Origin of the sequence: Rhodococcus olei, assembly GCF_039540555.1 — a bacterium.
GTDB classification, from domain to species: Bacteria; Actinomycetota; Actinomycetes; order Mycobacteriales; family Mycobacteriaceae; genus Rhodococcus_G; species Rhodococcus_G olei.
Map to the genome: position 1 here is coordinate 38,966 of NZ_BAABFB010000029.1, position 15,504 is coordinate 54,469.

The 15,504-nt window shown below is 68.9% G+C and carries 12 protein-coding genes and 2 tRNA genes; 11 read left to right on the top strand and 3 right to left on the bottom strand.

The features are described 5' to 3' along the window. Nucleotides 1-265 precede the first annotated feature (265 nt). The 4 genes from ABD951_RS06680 to ABD951_RS06695 all read left to right on the top strand — a co-directional run bounded on the left by ABD951_RS06680 (nucleotide 266) and on the right by ABD951_RS06695 (nucleotide 6,581). Nucleotides 266-925, top strand: coding sequence for a TetR/AcrR family transcriptional regulator (locus ABD951_RS06680; RefSeq protein WP_345342983.1), 660 nt, complete (start codon nucleotides 266-268; stop codon nucleotides 923-925). Nucleotides 926-1,234: 309 nt separating this feature from the next. Then, a complete protein-coding gene (locus ABD951_RS06685) occupies nucleotides 1,235-4,636 on the top strand; it encodes a protein kinase domain-containing protein (RefSeq protein ID WP_345342984.1) in 3,402 nt (1,133 codons plus the stop codon). A 644-nt stretch (nucleotides 4,637-5,280) separates the two neighbouring features. Further along, entirely contained in the window at nucleotides 5,281-5,760 is a 480-nt protein-coding gene (locus ABD951_RS06690; protein ID WP_345342985.1) for a ribose-5-phosphate isomerase, read from the top strand. A 23-nt stretch (nucleotides 5,761-5,783) separates the two neighbouring features. Then, nucleotides 5,784-6,581 carry an Fpg/Nei family DNA glycosylase gene (locus tag ABD951_RS06695; RefSeq protein ID WP_345342986.1) on the top strand — a complete coding sequence of 266 codons (798 nt, stop codon included), beginning with the start codon at nucleotides 5,784-5,786 and terminating at the stop codon, nucleotides 6,579-6,581. A 60-nt stretch (nucleotides 6,582-6,641) separates the two neighbouring features. On the opposite strand, the gene ABD951_RS06700 is transcribed toward ABD951_RS06695, so the two are convergent. Next, the gene (locus tag ABD951_RS06700) at nucleotides 6,642-7,433 is read right to left on the bottom strand and encodes a DUF1542 domain-containing protein (RefSeq protein WP_345342987.1); all 792 of its coding nucleotides are present in this window, start codon (nucleotides 7,431-7,433) and stop codon (nucleotides 6,642-6,644) included. 153 nt (nucleotides 7,434-7,586) lie between these two features. Here ABD951_RS06700 and dinB point away from each other — a divergent pair, with 153 nt between their 5' ends. Continuing rightward, entirely contained in the window at nucleotides 7,587-8,819 is a 1,233-nt protein-coding gene (gene dinB, locus ABD951_RS06705; protein WP_345342988.1) for a DNA polymerase IV, read from the top strand. A 13-nt stretch (nucleotides 8,820-8,832) separates the two neighbouring features. Here the strand turns inward: dinB and ABD951_RS06710 are convergent, their stop codons facing one another. After that, nucleotides 8,833-9,966, bottom strand: a complete 1,134-nt coding sequence (locus tag ABD951_RS06710) for a nitronate monooxygenase (RefSeq protein ID WP_345342989.1) — start codon at nucleotides 9,964-9,966, stop codon at nucleotides 8,833-8,835. 227 nt (nucleotides 9,967-10,193) lie between these two features. Further along, nucleotides 10,194-10,264 (bottom strand) — tRNA-Gly (locus ABD951_RS06715). A gap of 154 nt (nucleotides 10,265-10,418) precedes the next feature. Here ABD951_RS06715 and ABD951_RS06720 point away from each other — a divergent pair. The 6 genes from ABD951_RS06720 (at nucleotide 10,419) to aroQ (ending at nucleotide 15,504) form a co-directional block, all read left to right on the top strand. Then, nucleotides 10,419-10,495 (top strand) — tRNA-Pro (locus tag ABD951_RS06720). A 74-nt stretch (nucleotides 10,496-10,569) separates the two neighbouring features. Beyond that, complete coding sequence (gene tig / locus ABD951_RS06725) at nucleotides 10,570-11,934, top strand: trigger factor (RefSeq protein ID WP_345342990.1); 1,365 nt, start codon at nucleotides 10,570-10,572, stop codon at nucleotides 11,932-11,934. A gap of 148 nt (nucleotides 11,935-12,082) precedes the next feature. Beyond that, nucleotides 12,083-12,673, top strand: a complete 591-nt coding sequence (locus tag ABD951_RS06730; RefSeq protein ID WP_345342991.1) for an ATP-dependent Clp protease proteolytic subunit — start codon at nucleotides 12,083-12,085, stop codon at nucleotides 12,671-12,673. A gap of 43 nt (nucleotides 12,674-12,716) precedes the next feature. Continuing rightward, nucleotides 12,717-13,382 carry an ATP-dependent Clp protease proteolytic subunit gene (locus ABD951_RS06735; protein ID WP_345342992.1) on the top strand — a complete coding sequence of 222 codons (666 nt, stop codon included), beginning with the start codon at nucleotides 12,717-12,719 and terminating at the stop codon, nucleotides 13,380-13,382. 256 nt (nucleotides 13,383-13,638) lie between these two features. Further along, entirely contained in the window at nucleotides 13,639-14,916 is a 1,278-nt protein-coding gene (gene clpX / locus ABD951_RS06740) for an ATP-dependent Clp protease ATP-binding subunit ClpX (protein ID WP_345342993.1), read from the top strand. A gap of 147 nt (nucleotides 14,917-15,063) precedes the next feature. Beyond that, nucleotides 15,064-15,504: a type II 3-dehydroquinate dehydratase gene (gene aroQ / locus ABD951_RS06745; protein WP_345342994.1), complete on the top strand. Its 441-nt coding sequence runs from the start codon at nucleotides 15,064-15,066 to the stop codon at nucleotides 15,502-15,504.

Genomic DNA, 15,504 nt, shown 5'->3' on the forward strand with positions numbered 1-15,504 from the left:
CCCGGCCGGAGACGGCGGCGTGCGTGGACGACCATCCGAGGGTCGGACTGCCCGGCCGGCCGCGTCGTGTCAGCCGCTCTCGTCGTCGGCGTGAAGACCTCGCCGCGACGAGGCCCGCTCCGGTTGCGCTGCCCGTCGGAACGCTTCGCGCACCGACTCTTTCGTCCCCGGTTCGCCAAGGGGGTCGGGGCGACGGGGTGTGTCGAAACCGGAATCGTTCTTTGACGCAACGATTGTCATGTGAATCGTGTGACAGAATCGGCAGGTGTTGAAACGGGAGGCCCGACAAGCGGTCGACGACGGCGTCGTCGAGCCGCTGGCCCAGCGTGGTCGGCCGACCGGCGATCACGAGGCGAAGCGTGCCGAGTTGCTTCGGGCGGCGACCGCGGTGATCGCGGAGGAGGGCTACGTCAACGCGTCGTTGCGCAAGGTGGCGCAGCGTGCCGGCTACACGACCGGGGCGGTGACCTACTACTTCGCGAACAAGAAGGAACTGGTCATCGCGTTGGCCGAGAGTCGGTTCGACCGCTATGACGCGATGCTCGCGGAGGTGGACACCAACCTGGAGGACATCAAAGCGCACATCGAGCACTGGCTGCGGCTGTCCACGGGCGATCCCGGGTTCCCGCCGGTGATGTCCGAGCTGCTCGCCCGAGGGCGGCACGAACCGGACCTCGGCGACGTCATCAGGCGGCGCTACGCGCACTACCGCGACGTGTACACCGCGATCCTCGCGAGCGGGCAGGAGCGCGGTCTGATCCGCGACGACATCCGCGCCGACCTCCTCGCCGACCAGCTCAGCGCCATGGGTGACGGGTGGGCGTTGCTGTTCCCGCTCGAACCCGAGCGGTTCACCCCGAGCCGAGTCGGGGAACTCGTCGACGCCGCGTTCGCGCTGATCGCCGCGCCCCCGAGCGTCGCATGAGGTGATCCACGAGCGGCCGTGGGGGCGCCGACGCGCCGGTCGTGAGTGCCGCAGGAGGGGGCTGTCGCACCCTCCGGTGAGTTGTCTGCACAACGGGCGTCGTGGATGAAACTGCGGGGCGGAAGACCCTGCGGGCGAAGGTATTCGGCACGGCGCGAGCGTCGGGTCCGCGGGTCGGTTCCGGTGTCGGTCGGCGGTGCGCCGGCGACCGTGACCGGCCGTCCGGGCTGCCTATACTGGTGATGCACCCTCGTGAGGTGGTGGCCGCATGATTCGCCGGTCGGGAGTTTCCGGACTCGTCGATCCGCCGTGCGCACCGGATGGGGTCCGCGACCCGTTGTCGACGCCGCCGGAATCGTCCTGGTGGTGTCGCTGATGGCCGAATTCGATCCCTCGGCGACTCGGCGCGACGTCGGTTCCTCGATCGCCGACGAGTTGCATGCGGCCGGATTCGAGGGCGCCGTGGAGATTGGTCAGGGCGGTTTCGGTGTCGTCTTCCGGTGTCGTCAGCCGTCTTTGGATCGCACGGTCGCCGTCAAGGTCCTCACCTCTGCCTGTGACGCCGAGAATCTCGAGCGTTTCCTGCGCGAGCAGCGCGCGATGGGCCGACTGACCGGCCATCCGAACATCGTGCACGTTCTCCAGGTCGGCGTCACCGACGGCGGTTCACCCTTCATCGTGATGGACTATCACCCCCACGGTTCGCTGGACGATCGGATCCGGCGTGACGGACCGCTCCCGTGGCAGGAGTGTCTTCAGGTGGGCGTGAAACTGGCCGGCGCGCTGGAGACCGCCCACCGGTTCGGAGTGCTCCACCGTGATGTGAAGCCGGCGAACATCCTGCTCACCGAATACGGGGAGCCGCAGTTGACCGATTTCGGAATCGCGCACATGACGGGAGGGTTCCACACCTCCGCGGGCATCGTCACCGGTTCTCCGGCCTTCACCGCGCCCGAGGTGCTCCGGGGCGAACCGCCCGGCCCCGCATCGGACGTCTACAGTCTCGGCGCGACGCTGTTCTGCGCGATGACCGGTCACGCCGCTTTCGAACGACGCAGTGGCGAAAAGGTTCTCGCGCACTTTGTTCGGATCACCACACATCCGATCCCGGATCTTCGCGACCGGGGCATCCCCGACGACGTGTGCGCGACCGTCGAACGCGCGATGAGCCCGAGCCCGGACGCGCGCCCGGCATCCGCCGCGGAGTTCGGTGACGCCCTGCGCGGGTCCGAGGGACGTCACGGGTGCCCGGTCGATGTGATGCCGCTGCGGTCGGAACCGGCGGATCGGCCGGACGCGACGGCAGGGCACCGCCCCGGTGCGGTGTCGGGCGGCCAGGGGTCCCGGGCGGGGGACTCCGACGATTCGTCGGTCCCGATGCCGGCGCCGTCACGCACCGGTCCGCGCCGCGGCAAGGCCGGAAACCTGCCTCTGAACCTCTCCAGTTTCGTCGACCGCAGGCACGAGACGGCGGAGGTACGGGGATCGCTGGCCCAGTCGCGACTGGTGACGCTGACCGGGGTGGGTGGGGTCGGCAAGACCCGGCTCGCGTTGCAGGTCGCCGACGACTCGCGGCGGGCGTTCGAGGACGGAGTGTGGTTCGTCGAGTTGGGTGAACTGCATGAACCCGGGCTGCTCGTGCAGGCGATTTCGGGGACGCTCGGTCTGCAGGATCGCTCCGTCCGGCCACCGTTGGCGGTGTTGACCGACCATCTGGCCGAAAGCCGGCTCCTGCTGGTGCTGGACAACTGCGAGCATCTCGTGGAGGGGGTCGCGGTGCTCGCGGAGTCGCTGTTGCGGAGTTGTCCGGGGGTCCGGATCCTGGCGACGAGTCGCGAACCACTCGGAATCCGGGGGGAGGTCGTGATGCGGGTGCCGCCGTTGTCGGTGCCGGAACCGTCGCGACCGGCCGCGGCGCCGGGCGAGGTGGCCGGCTCTCACGCGGTGGCCCTGTTCGAGCAACGGGCGCTCGCCGCACTTCCCGGATTCACGCTCACCGAGGGCAACGCCGCGGCGGTGGCCCAGATCTGCCGACGCCTGGAGGGGCTGCCGTTGCCGATCGAGCTGGCGGCGGCGCGGCTCCGGGCGATGTCGATCGAGCAGATCGTGCAGCGCCTCGACGACAAGCTCCGGCTGCTGACCCTGGGCAACCGCACCACCCCATCCCGCCAGCAGACACTGAGATTGAGCATCGACTGGAGCTACGACCTGTGCACCGCGGAGGAACGGTGGTTGTGGGTGCGGCTGGCGGTCTTCTCCGGTGGTTTCGAGCTCGATGCCGCCGAGGGCATCCTCGGCGGCGCGCCGACGCAGGGGGAGGTGCTCGACGTCGTCGCCTCGCTGGTCGACAAGTCGATCCTGGTTCGTGAAGACGCCGGCGCGGATGTGCGATATCGGCTCCTGGACACCATCCGGGACTACGGGCGGGAGAAGCTGCACGAGACCGGTGAATACGCACAGTTGCGGCGCCGGCATCGGGATTGGTACGAGCAGTTGGTGCTCCGGGCCCGAGCCGAGTGGATCGGTGCTCGGCAGGTGGAGTGGATCGCCCGGCTCGAGCGCGAACAGCCGAACCTGCGTGACGCGCTGGAGTTCTGCCTCACCGAAGCCGACGAGGCCGAGGCCGGCATGCGAATCGCGACCGCGTTGTACGACTTCTGGATCCTGCGTGGCATGTCCCGCGAGGGGTGGCACTGGATCGATCGTGCCCTTGCTGCCGGGGGCGATCACCCCACCGTCGACCGGGTCGACGCTCTGTGCGTCGCCGGGATGCTGGCCTTCTGGCACAACGACATCACCGCGGGAGCGGCGTTGACGGAACGGGCAAGTGACCTCGCCGCCCGGCTCGGGTCCGCCCACGCGAGTGCTCTGGTGACGAAGACACAGGGGTGTCTCGAGGTGACCATCGGCGATGTTCGCAGTGGCGTTGCGAACCTCGAGCGGGCCGCGGCGGCGTTCCGGGGCGAATCCGATCTCCCACACCTGGTCCCGACGCTGGCCTGGCTCGCGTTCGGACTCGAGTTGCTCGGAGACATGACCCGAGCGACCGCCGCGTATCAGCAACTGGTCGCGCTCACCCAGGCGCGTGGCGAGGTGGTGTGGCGGGCAATGGCGTTGTCGGACTACGGTTTCGCGATCTGGCAACAGGGCGATCGCCGGCGCGGCGTCGAGTTCCTGGAACAGGCGCTGCGACTGTCCCGGGAGGTGGGCAGCCGGCCCGGCTACGGCTGGGGTCTCCTGCAGCTCGCCTGGACGAGCGTCGAGGCACTGCCTGAGCGTGCCGCGGTACTGATGGGTGCCGCGGACGCCGTGCTCACCGGAACCGACAACGCCCTCACCATTGCGGGCATGGCCACCACACGCGCAGAGTTCGCGAAGCGGGCCCGAATTGCACTCGGTGAGAAGGCATTCACAGCAGCACTCAAACGGGGCAGGGCGCTGCGCGTCGACGAGGCAATCGCCTACGCCCTCGGCGAGCAGCCACGCGCCGCCTCGCCGCCACCCGGTGGCGGGGTTGTCGCACTGACCCGGCGGGAGCAACAGGTGGCGGAACTCGTTGCCGAGGGGCTGAGCAACAAGGCGATCGCCGACAAACTCGTGATCTCCAAACGCACGGTCGACGGTCACGTCGAACACGTCCTCGCCAAACTCGGATTCGCGTCCCGGACCCAGGTCGCCGCCTGGGTGCAGAGTCGGAAGTCCGATTCCTGACTCCGCCCTGGCGACGCGGCGGACGGGGCGCCGGACCGGGGATCGATTCGGCCACGGCCCGTGGATCCTGCGACGTGGGTTCCCTCGGTGTCCGGCACCACGGTCGGAAGAAGATCCGGCCGTGCCGGGGGCGGTCGCGCAGCGCGTCGGCCGGGCGGTAACACAGCCCGTGGTTGCCGGCCGTGTATTCCTGCGGCATCGATCCGCACCGATTTTCGACGATGCGCCCACTCATTTCACCCGGATCGGGCGAGGCCGGCCGTGGGGCGCGGCACACAGGATGGTCGATGCATCCGCCCGTGCGGGCCCGGAATGTCGGCAGCGAACAGGGAGAACGGTCATGGCAGAGTACGTGGCACCGAGGCACGAGGCTCCGCCGCCGGCAGTCACCGGCCGCCGCCTCTCCTACCTCACATCCCACGCATAGGCAGCCGGCCGGCGTGACGTCAACCTCGCGCCGGCCGGCATCTCCCAGGCCGGAGACCGCCGGCGAGACACCGTCAGCAGCGCGGGCCGGAGAGGGAATCCCGGTCCGGCCGGGAGCGGGGAGTGGTGCCCCGGTGCGGGGGTGAACGGCTCCACGCGTTCCGACCGTAGGTGTGGGCGGCTCCGGCCACTCCCGTCCGACCTGTCAGAATCGACCCATGCGCGTATACCTGGGTGCCGACCACGCCGGCTTCGAGCTCAAGAACACGATCAAGGACCACCTCGTCGCGAACGGGCACGAGGCCGTCGATTGCGGGGCGCACGAATACGATGCGCTCGACGACTACCCGGCGTTCTGCATCGACGCCGCACGCCGCGTCGTCGAGGACGAGGGCAGCCTCGGCATCGTCCTCGGTGGCAGCGGCAACGGCGAGCAGATCGCCGCGAACAAGGTGCCCGGCGCCCGCTGCGCACTGGCATGGAGCGTCGAGACCGCGCAGCTCGCCCGGCAGCACAACAACGCGCAGCTGATCGGCATCGGCGGCCGCATGCACTCGGTCGAGGAGGCGCTCGCGATCGTCGACGCGTTCCTCGCGACCCCGTGGTCGGAGGAGGAGCGGCACCAGCGCCGGATCGACATCCTCGCCGAGTACGAGCGCACCGGTGTCGCCCCCGCCGTCCCCGGCGCCGCGAACTGAACCTCGCGATCTGAGCGTCACGAATGCCTGAGGGGCACACCCTCCACCGCCTCGCACGGGAGCACCAGCGTCACTTCGCCGGTGCTCCCGTGCGTGTGTCCAGCCCGCAGGGTCGGTTCGACGCGGGCGCGGCCACCGTCGACGGCCGTGTCCTCGAACGCGCCGAGGCGTACGGCAAGCACCTGCTCCACCACTACGAGGGCGGCCGGATCGTGCACGTGCACCTCGGCCTGTACGGCAAGTTCACCGAGTCGCCGCTGCCGATGGGCGATCCGGTCGGGCAGGTGCGGATGCGGATGACCGGCACGACGGTCGGCACCGACCTGCGGGGGCCGACCGCCTGCGAAATCTACGACTCGACGCAGGTGGCGGCGCTGGCCCGGAGGCTCGGCCCGGACCCGCTGCGTGCCGACGCCGACCCGGACCGGGCCTGGCGTCGAATCGCCAAGTCGCAGAGCGCGATCGGGGCGCTGCTGATGGATCAGGCCGTGCTCGCGGGTGTCGGCAACGTGTACCGCGCGGAGGTGCTGTACCGGCACGGCATCCACCCGGACCGGCTCGGTGCGCGGATCAGTCGGGCGGAATGGGACGCCGTGTGGGCGGACCTGGTCGAGTTGATGGCCGTCGGCGCCCGGGCCGGCGTGATGCACGTCGTCCGACCGGAGCACGATCACGGTGCACCGTCGTACGCGGCGGACCGGCCGCGGACATACGTCTACCGGCGTGCGGGGGAGCCGTGCCGCGTGTGCGGCACACCGGTGCTGCACACGGTCATGAAGGGCCGCAACCTCTTCTGGTGCCCCACCTGTCAGCCGAGCTGACCGAGGAACGCAGCGAGCGGCCCGGGTCGGACGACCCGGGCCGCTCGCCGTGGAGGTAACTCAGAAGTCGAAGTCGCCGCCGCCGAAATCGAATCCGCCCCCGTCGAATCCGCCCCCGTCGAATCCGGCGTCGCCCATGTCACCGGTGTCGCCGCCCATGTCGCCGCCGTCACCCGCGTTCGCGGCGTCGAGGCCGTCCTGGTAGCCGTCGCCGTATCCGTCGGCGAATTCGTTTGCGTTGTAGGGAACCCCGGACATGCCGCCGAACATCGCCGAGAAGAGCACCATCGAGCCGACGCCCCACGCTCCCGCGACCAGGGCCGGCTTCCACCACGGCTCGGAGTACCAGCCGGCCGGGACCGGACGGCCGGCGACGCGGCCGCCGGGGTAGTAGTTCGGGGTCCGCGCCGACGGGTTGGGCGACGCCGAGACCTGCCTGCCCTCGAAGTCGATGTCCCGATCCTCGGTGACGCGGCCTGCCGCGGCCTGGCCGTCGATGCTGGGGACCTCCGGGCCGGGATCCATGCCCATCGCGGTGCGGGCCGCGCGGATGTAGTACAGACCCTCCAGGGCGGTCTGCTTGGCGAGTCGCGCCTGGGCGGGGGTGTTGGCCTGCTCGATCTGCGATCCGGCGGCGGTGTACCGCTCGGACGCGTCGGCGAGCGCCTGCTTGGAGGCGTCGTCCGTGCCGGTCAGGTTGTAGACCTGGCCGCCGAGCCGCTCGATGGCCTGGCGGGCGTCGGCCTTGGCGTCCTCGAGTTGGCCGGCGGTGTGTCCGGCGGACTTCTTCTGGCTTTTCATGACCAGGAAGACGACGGCGCCGATGACGACAACGATCAGAAGGAGTTCCACACGAAACCTTCCCGACGAACCTGGTCGTGCGGACCGCGGTTCGAACGCAGGGACAAAAACACGGGGACAAATCGGACACCCACAGGATACCGGCGTGCGGGACGGTGCCGTCGTTCGCCGATCGCGAAACCTGTCGGTGGCCGATGCGAACATGTGTTCGTGTCCAGTGAATCGGGTGAGGCGACGATCCTCCACGCCGACCTCGACGCGTTCTACGCATCGGTCGAGCAGCGGGACGACCCGTCGCTGCGTGGCCGGCCGGTGATCGTCGGCGGCGGGGTGGTGCTCGCCGCCAGCTACGAGGCCAAGGCCTACGGGGTGCGGACCGCCGGCGGCGGCGCCCAGGCGCTGCGATTGTGCCCGCAGGCGGTGGTGGTGCCGCCGCGCATGTCGGCGTACGCGGCGGCGAGCAAGGCGGTGTTCGAGGTGTTCCGCGACACCACCCCGCTCGTCGAGGGCATCTCGATCGACGAGGCGTTCCTCGACGTCGGGGGACTGCGCCGGGTGTCGGGCACACCGCTCGAGATCGCGACCCGGCTGCGCCGCGAGGTCCGCGAGCGGGTCGGACTGCCGATCACCGTCGGCGTCGCGCGCACCAAGTTCCTCGCCAAGGTCGCCAGCGCCGTCGGGAAGCCCGACGGACTGCTGTTCGTGCCCCCGGATCGCGAACTCGAATTCCTGCACCCGTTACCGGTCGAGCGGCTCTGGGGTGTCGGCGCGGTGACGTCCCGCAAGCTCCGCGACTACGGCATCGAGACGGTGGGGCAGATGGCGGTGCTGCCCGAACGCGAACTCGTCGCCGTGGTCGGAGGGGCGTCGGGTCGACACCTCCACGCCCTGGCGTGGGCGCGGGATCCGCGCCGGGTGCAGACCGGACGGCGGCGGCGGTCCATCGGGGCGCAGCACGCGCTCGGGCGGCGGCCCCGATCCCTCGACGAGATCGACGCCACCGCCTGTGCCCTCGTGGACCGGGTGGTGCGGCGCTTGCGCGCCGGCGACCGCGTGTGCCGCACCGTGTTGCTGCGGATGCGGTTCGCGGACTTCACCCGTGCGACGCGCTCGCACACGCTCGGGCAGGCGACCGCACGCACCGAGACGGTCCTGTCCGCGGTTCGTGCCCTGCTCGTCGAGGCGCGGCCGCTGATCCTCGGGCAGGGGCTGACCCTGCTCGGAGTCGCGCTGACCAACCTCGACCGCGAGGGTGCCGAGCAGTTGGCGTTGCCGTTCGATCCCGGGTCCGGGACGGTCGACGCCACCGCCCGTGACGCCGCGGCGCTCGACACCGCGGTGGACACGGTGCGGGACAGGTTCGGGTCGGTCGCGATCACGCGGGCCGCGTCGCTCGGCCGTGACCGCGGGGTGAGCGTCCCGATCCTGCCCGACTGACGTGCGTGCCCGGTCAGGCGTTCGCGGCCTCGTTCAGCCGCTCGAGGGTGCCGGTGGCCTCGAGGTACTCCTGCACCCACCGTTCGATGACGGCGGACGTCTTCTCGACCTTGGTGAACTGGCCGACAACCTGACCGACCGGGTTGAACGCGACGTCCACGGTCTCGTCCGGGTACTTGTGGGTGGCGGCGACGGCCATCCCGGAGACCATGTACTGCAGCGGCATGCCGAGCGGTTCCGGGTTGCCCTCCTGCTCCCACGCCTCGGTCCAGTCGTTGCGCAGCATGCGGCACGGCTTGCCGGTGAACGAGCGGCTGCGCACGGTGTCGCGGCTGGACGCGTTCGCGTACGCGGCCTGCTGCACGGGGGTGTTCTCGGCTTCCTCGACCATCAGCCACTGCGAGCCCGACCATGCGCCCTGGGCGCCCATGGCCAGCGCCGCCGCAATCTGCTGACCGCTGCCGATGCCGCCGGCGGCGAGCACCGGCACCGGTGCGACCTCCTTGACGACCTGCGGCCACAGCACGATCGAACCGACCTCGCCGCAGTGGCCGCCGCCCTCGCCGCCCTGGGCGATGATGATGTCGACGCCGGCGTCGGCGTGCTTGCGGGCCTGGTAGGGCGAGCCGCACAGTGCCGCGACCTTGCGGCCGGCGTCGTGGATGTGCGCGATCATGTCCGCCGGCGGGGTGCCGAGGGCGTTCGCGATCAGGGTGACCTTCGGATGCTGCAGCGCGACCTCGACCTGCGGGGTGGCGGTGGCCTCGGTCCAGCCGAGAAGTTGCAACGCGTTCTCGCTGCCGTCGTCGGGCAGGGGCACACCGTGGTCGGTGAGGATCTTGCGGCCGAAGTCGAGGGTCGACTGCGGCACCATCGACTGCAACATCTTCGTGAGCTCGTCGGCGGACAGGTTCGAGTCCATGCCCTCGTACTTGTTCGGGATGACGATGTCGACACCGTACGGGTGGTCGCCGATGTGCTCGTCGATCCACTTCAGCTCGATCTCGAGCTCCTCCGGCGTGAATCCGACCGCGCCGAGGACCCCGAATCCGCCCGCCTTGCTGACGGCGACGACGACGTCGCGGCAATGGGTGAACGCGAAGATGGGGAACTCGATGCCGAGTTCGTCGCAGAGCGGGGTGTGCATGCGGACTCCTTCACTGGGGCGGTGGCAGATTCTGTAACACGTTCACCCTAGGTCGGTCCACGTTCGAAGAGGGGTCGGTCGGTGAATTCGCGTCGAACCGGCGAGGCGGTCGGTGGCCGTCGGCATCGCCGCGGTTCCGGCCGCGGACGGGGCCGCGGAACGCGAACAGGCCCCTCACCCGCTGCTGCAGGTGAGAGGCCTGGAATGGCGGTGCTCCGCCACGTCGGAGGGGATGACGGGAATCGAACCCGCGTAGCTAGTTTGGAAGACTAGGGCTCTACCATTGAGCTACATCCCCGCGCACACGACATCGAGGGATCGCCACGACTGCCGTCTGCGATGGAGACTGTACATAACCTCGCTTTGGATTCGCCAATCGGGTGGTCGTAGGATTCCCACTCGGTGCTGATGCCGCGACGATTGCCGTGGTGTTCGGTGCTGGGCGAACGGGACGGGGTGTGGCGCAGCTTGGTAGCGCATCCGCTTTGGGAGCGGAGGGTCGCAGGTTCAAATCCTGTCACCCCGACCAGGGACAACGTAAGAAGAGCGGGCATCTGAAGGTCAGGTGCCCGCGCCCGGATAGACCAACGAAGGAGCATGTCCGTGAAGAGCACCGTCGAGCAGCTGAGCCCGACGCGGGTCCGTATCAACGTCGAGGTGCCCTTCGAGGAGCTCAAGCCCGACTTCGACAAGGCGTACAAGGCCCTCGCGCAGCAGATCCGTCTTCCCGGCTTCCGCCCGGGCAAGGCCCCCGCCAAGCTGCTCGAGGCCCGTGTCGGCCGCGGCGCCGTGCTCGAGCAGGTCGTCAACGACGCACTGCCGGGCCGCTACCAGGAGGCCGTCACCACCGGTGAGGTCAAGGTCATCGGCCAGCCCGAGATCGAGATCACGAAGATCGAGGACGGCGACGTCCTCGAGTTCACCGCCGAGGTCGACGTCCGCCCGGAGATCACCCTGCCCGACTTCGCGTCGCTCGCGGTCGAGGTCGATCCGATCGAGATCACCGACGAGGCCGTCGAGGAGCAGCTGCTGTCGCTGCGTCAGCGTTTCGGCACCCTGGTCGGTGTCGACCGGGCCGTCGAGGAGGGCGACTTCGTCTCGATCGACCTGTCCGCCACCGTCGACGGCGAGGACGTGCCCGAGGCCTCCACCACCGGCCTGTCGCACGAGGTCGGCTCCGGTCAGCTGATCGAGGGCCTCGACGAGGCGATCGTCGGGCTGAAGGCCGGCGAGTCGAAGGAGTTCACCACCAAGCTGGTCGCCGGTGAGCACGCCGACAAGGACGCGGTCGTGACCGTGAAGGTCGACACCGTCAAGAAGCGTGAGCTGCCCGAGGCCGACGACGAGTTCGCCCAGATGGCCAGCGAGTTCGACACGCTCGACGAGCTCAACGCCGACCTGCGCGAGCGGGTTTCCCGCGTGAAGAAGGTCGAGCAGGCCGGCCAGATCCGCGACAAGGTTCTCGAGACGCTGCTCGAGACCGTCGAGGTCCCGCTGCCCGAGGCCGTCGTCAAGGCCGAGGTCGACGCCGCGCTGCACGACGCGATCCACGGGCTCGACCACGACGAGGACAAGCTCGGTGAGCTGCTCGAGGAGCAGGGCTCCTCGCGTGAGGAGTTCGACAAGGACGCCAAGGCGGCGGCCGAGAAGTCCGTCAAGACGCAGCTGCTGCTCGACGCGATCGCCGAGGCCGAGGGCACCAACGTCGGCCAGCAGGAGCTGACCGAGCGGATCCTGTTCCAGGCGCAGCAGTACGGCATGTCGCCGGATCAGTTCATCCAGCAGATCCAGCAGGCCGGGCAGCTCGGCGCGGTGTTCGCCGACGTGCGGCGCGGCAAGGCGCTGGCCACCGTGGTCGGCCGGTTCACGGTCACCGACACCACCGGTGCCGCGGTCGACACCGACGAGATGTTCGGCAACGGCGAGGCCGACGCCGAGGCCGAGGCGTCGGAGTCCGACGAGAGCTAGTTTTTCACGCCATCAGCGAACAGGGACGGCACCGGGACTCCGGGGCCGTCCCTGTTCGTTAGTGTCTGTGTCGAGAACCAACGAATCAGTGATGGAGAAGGCAGGTACCGTGACTTCACAGAACCCGGCGGCTTCGCAGGGCCCCGCCATGACTTCGGCCACGTCAGGTCTGAACCTGAGCGACTCGGTGTACGAGCGTCTGCTCCGCGAGCGCATCATCTTCCTCGGTACCCAGGTCGACGACGACATCGCGAACAAGCTGTGCGCCCAGATCCTGCTGCTCTCGGCCGAGGATCCGACGCGCGACATCTCTCTCTACATCAACTCGCCCGGCGGCTCGGTGACGGCAGGCATGGCCATCTTCGACACCATGCAGTTCGCCGAGTGCGACATCGCGACCTTCGGCATGGGTCTGGCCGCCTCGATGGGCCAGTTCCTGCTGTCGGCGGGCACCCGGGGCAAGCGGTACGCCCTCCCGCACGCGCGGATCATGATGCACCAGCCGTCCGCGGGCATCGGCGGCACCGCCTCCGACATCGCGATCATGGCCGAGCAGTTCGCGCACACCAAGCGTGAGATGGCCGAGCTGATCGCCGAGCACACCGGTCAGACCGTCGAGCAGATCACGGCCGACTCGGACCGCGACCGTTGGTTCACCGCGACCGAGGCCAAGGACTACGGCTTCGTCGACCACGTCATCTCGCGCGCCCGGCAGGCCGGCGGAACCGGCAACAACTAGCCGACGCCCCGCCCCGACGCCCCTACCCTTCATGGAGAAGCAGATGACAAACCTTATCGATCCCCGTGCGCTCGGCGGCTTGGCCCCGGCCGGTGCCCCGCAGGCGCGTTACATCCTGCCGCAGTTCACCGAGCAGACCAGCTACGGCGTCAAGACGTCCGACCCGTACAACAAGCTGTTCGAGGAGCGCATCATCTTCCTCGGCAACCAGGTCGACGACGTCTCCGCGAACGACCTGATGGCGCAGCTGCTGGTGCTCGAGTCGCAGGATCCGGACCGGGACATCACGATGTACATCAACTCGCCGGGTGGCTCGTTCACGGCGCTGATGGCGATCTACGACACCATGCAGTACGTGCGCGCCGACATCACCACCGTGTGCCTCGGCCAGGCGGCGTCGGCGGCGGCGGTGCTGCTGGCGGCCGGTACGCCCGGCAAGCGGCTCGCCCTCCCGAACGCCCGGGTGCTGATCCATCAGCCCGCCACCGGCGGCATCCAGGGCCAGGTGTCGGACCTCGAGATCCAGGCCGCGGAGATCGAGCGCATGCGGCGGTTGATGGAGTCGACGCTGAGCAAGCACACCGGCAAGGACACCGACACGATCCGCAAGGACACCGATCGCGACAAGATCCTCACGGCCGACGAGGCCAAGGAGTACGGGATCATCGACGACGTGCTCGCGTACCGGAAGCTCTCCGCCCAGAAGTGACGCCGGGCTCGTGGTGACCGCCGTGCGGTCCGCGTGACGCGGTTCGCGTGGCGGTCGCGGCAACCCGCCCGTACCCTCGACGGTCCGGGCGGGTTGTGCGTGAAACACGCTCAACAAGTCGACCATGTTCCGAGACAGCGGGTACGGTCACAGTCAGGGATGTCGCCCGCCGGGCGAGGTTCACGTGACACCAGCCCACGCGGAACGGTCAGCACCCGTAGCGAGTGCAGCTGAGAAGGAAGTAGGACCTGACGACATGGCACGCATCGGTGACGGCGGAGACCTGCTGAAGTGCTCGTTCTGTGGCAAGAGTCAGAAGCAGGTGAAGAAGCTCATCGCGGGCCCCGGCGTCTACATCTGCGACGAGTGCATCGACCTGTGCAACGAGATCATCGAGGAGGAGCTCGCCGAGTCGAGCGAGGTCAAGCTCGACGAGCTGCCGAAGCCGGCGGAGATCCGCGAGTTCCTCGAGAACTACGTGATCGGTCAGGACGCCGCGAAGCGGACCCTCGCGGTCGCGGTCTACAACCACTACAAGCGCATCCAGGCCGGCGACAAGGGCCGCGACGTGCGCGGTGAGACCGTCGAGCTCGCGAAGTCGAACATCCTGATGCTCGGGCCCACGGGGTGCGGCAAGACGTACCTGGCCCAGACCCTCGCGAAGATGCTCAACGTGCCGTTCGCGATCGCCGACGCCACCGCCCTGACCGAGGCCGGTTACGTCGGCGAGGACGTCGAGAACATCCTTCTGAAGCTGATCCAGGCCGCCGACTACGACGTCAAGCGTGCCGAGACCGGCATCATCTACATCGACGAGGTCGACAAGATCGCCCGGAAGTCGGAGAACCCGTCGATCACCCGCGACGTCTCCGGCGAGGGCGTGCAGCAGGCGCTGCTGAAGATCCTCGAGGGCACGCAGGCGAGTGTGCCGCCGCAGGGCGGACGCAAGCACCCGCACCAGGAGTTCATCCAGATCGACACCACCAACGTGCTGTTCATCGTGGCCGGCGCGTTCGCGGGGCTCGAGAAGATCGTCTCGGACCGGGTCGGCAAGCGCGGGATCGGCTTCGGCGCGGAGGTCCGGTCGAAGGCCGAGATCGACACCCAGGACCACTTCGCCGAGGTGATGCCGGAGGATCTGATCAAGTTCGGTCTGATCCCCGAGTTCATCGGCCGGCTGCCGGTCGTGGCGTCGGTGACGAACCTGGACAAGGACTCCCTGGTCCAGATCCTGTCCGAGCCGAAGAACGCCCTCGTCAAGCAGTACACCCGGTTGTTCGAGATGGACGGGGTGGAGCTCGAGTTCACCCCGGACGCGCTCGAGGCGGTCGCGGACCAGGCGATTCTGCGGGGCACCGGTGCCCGTGGCCTCCGCGCGATCATGGAAGAGGTTCTGCTGCCGGTCATGTACGACATTCCGAGCCGCGACGACGTCGCCAAGGTGGTCGTGACCGCGGAGACCGTCAACGACAACGTGCTGCCGACGATCGTGCCCCGCAAGGCCGATCGCGAGCGTCGCGACAAGTCGGCGTAGCGAGAACGATCGCCGTGAAGGCGCCCCCACCGAATCGGTGGGGGCGCCTTCGTCGTGTGTGGGCCTCGGCCGGTCCTGGTGGCGGGGAAGGGGTGGCGCTATCCTCAAACTATTAACTCACCATTTCGTACATTAGTGGAGGCGAGCGTGACGACCCCCGGACCCGTCTACGTCCTGAACGGACCGAATCTCAACCTGCTGGGACAGCGTCAGCCAGAGGTCTACGGGCACCAGACGCTCGACGACGTGGTGACCCTGTGTGCCGGCGTCGCCGAGCGGTTCGGCCGTACCGTGCAGGCCCGGCAGTCCAACCACGAGGGCGATCTGATCGACTGGGTGCACGAGGCCAGGACCGAGGCGTCGGGGGTGGTGGTCAACCCGGGTGGCTACACCCACACCTCCGTCGCGCTCCGCGACGCGCTGGTCACTCTCGAGGTCCCCGTCGTCGAGGTGCACATCAGCAACGTCCACGCCCGTGAGGGGTTCCGCGATCATTCGTTGGTCTCGCCGGTCGCGACCGGCGTGATCGCCGGACTGGGCATCGAGGGATACGGCCTGGCCGTCGAGTACGTCTGCGGCAGGGGGTGA

What these genes read in the sequence shown, in the direction of transcription:
- ABD951_RS06690 (WP_345342985.1), top strand. Translation starts at nt 5,281, where the DNA reads ATGCGCGTATACCTGGGTGCCGACCACGCCGGCTTCGAGCTCAAGAAC.
- ABD951_RS06695 (WP_345342986.1), top strand. Translation starts at nt 5,784, where the DNA reads ATGCCTGAGGGGCACACCCTCCACCGCCTCGCACGGGAGCACCAGCGT.
- ABD951_RS06710 (WP_345342989.1), bottom strand. Translation starts at nt 9,966, where the DNA reads ATGCACACCCCGCTCTGCGACGAACTCGGCATCGAGTTCCCCATCTTC.
- ABD951_RS06730 (WP_345342991.1), top strand. Translation starts at nt 12,083, where the DNA reads ATGACTTCGGCCACGTCAGGTCTGAACCTGAGCGACTCGGTGTACGAG.
- ABD951_RS06735 (WP_345342992.1), top strand. Translation starts at nt 12,717, where the DNA reads ATGACAAACCTTATCGATCCCCGTGCGCTCGGCGGCTTGGCCCCGGCC.
- clpX (WP_345342993.1), top strand. Translation starts at nt 13,639, where the DNA reads ATGGCACGCATCGGTGACGGCGGAGACCTGCTGAAGTGCTCGTTCTGT.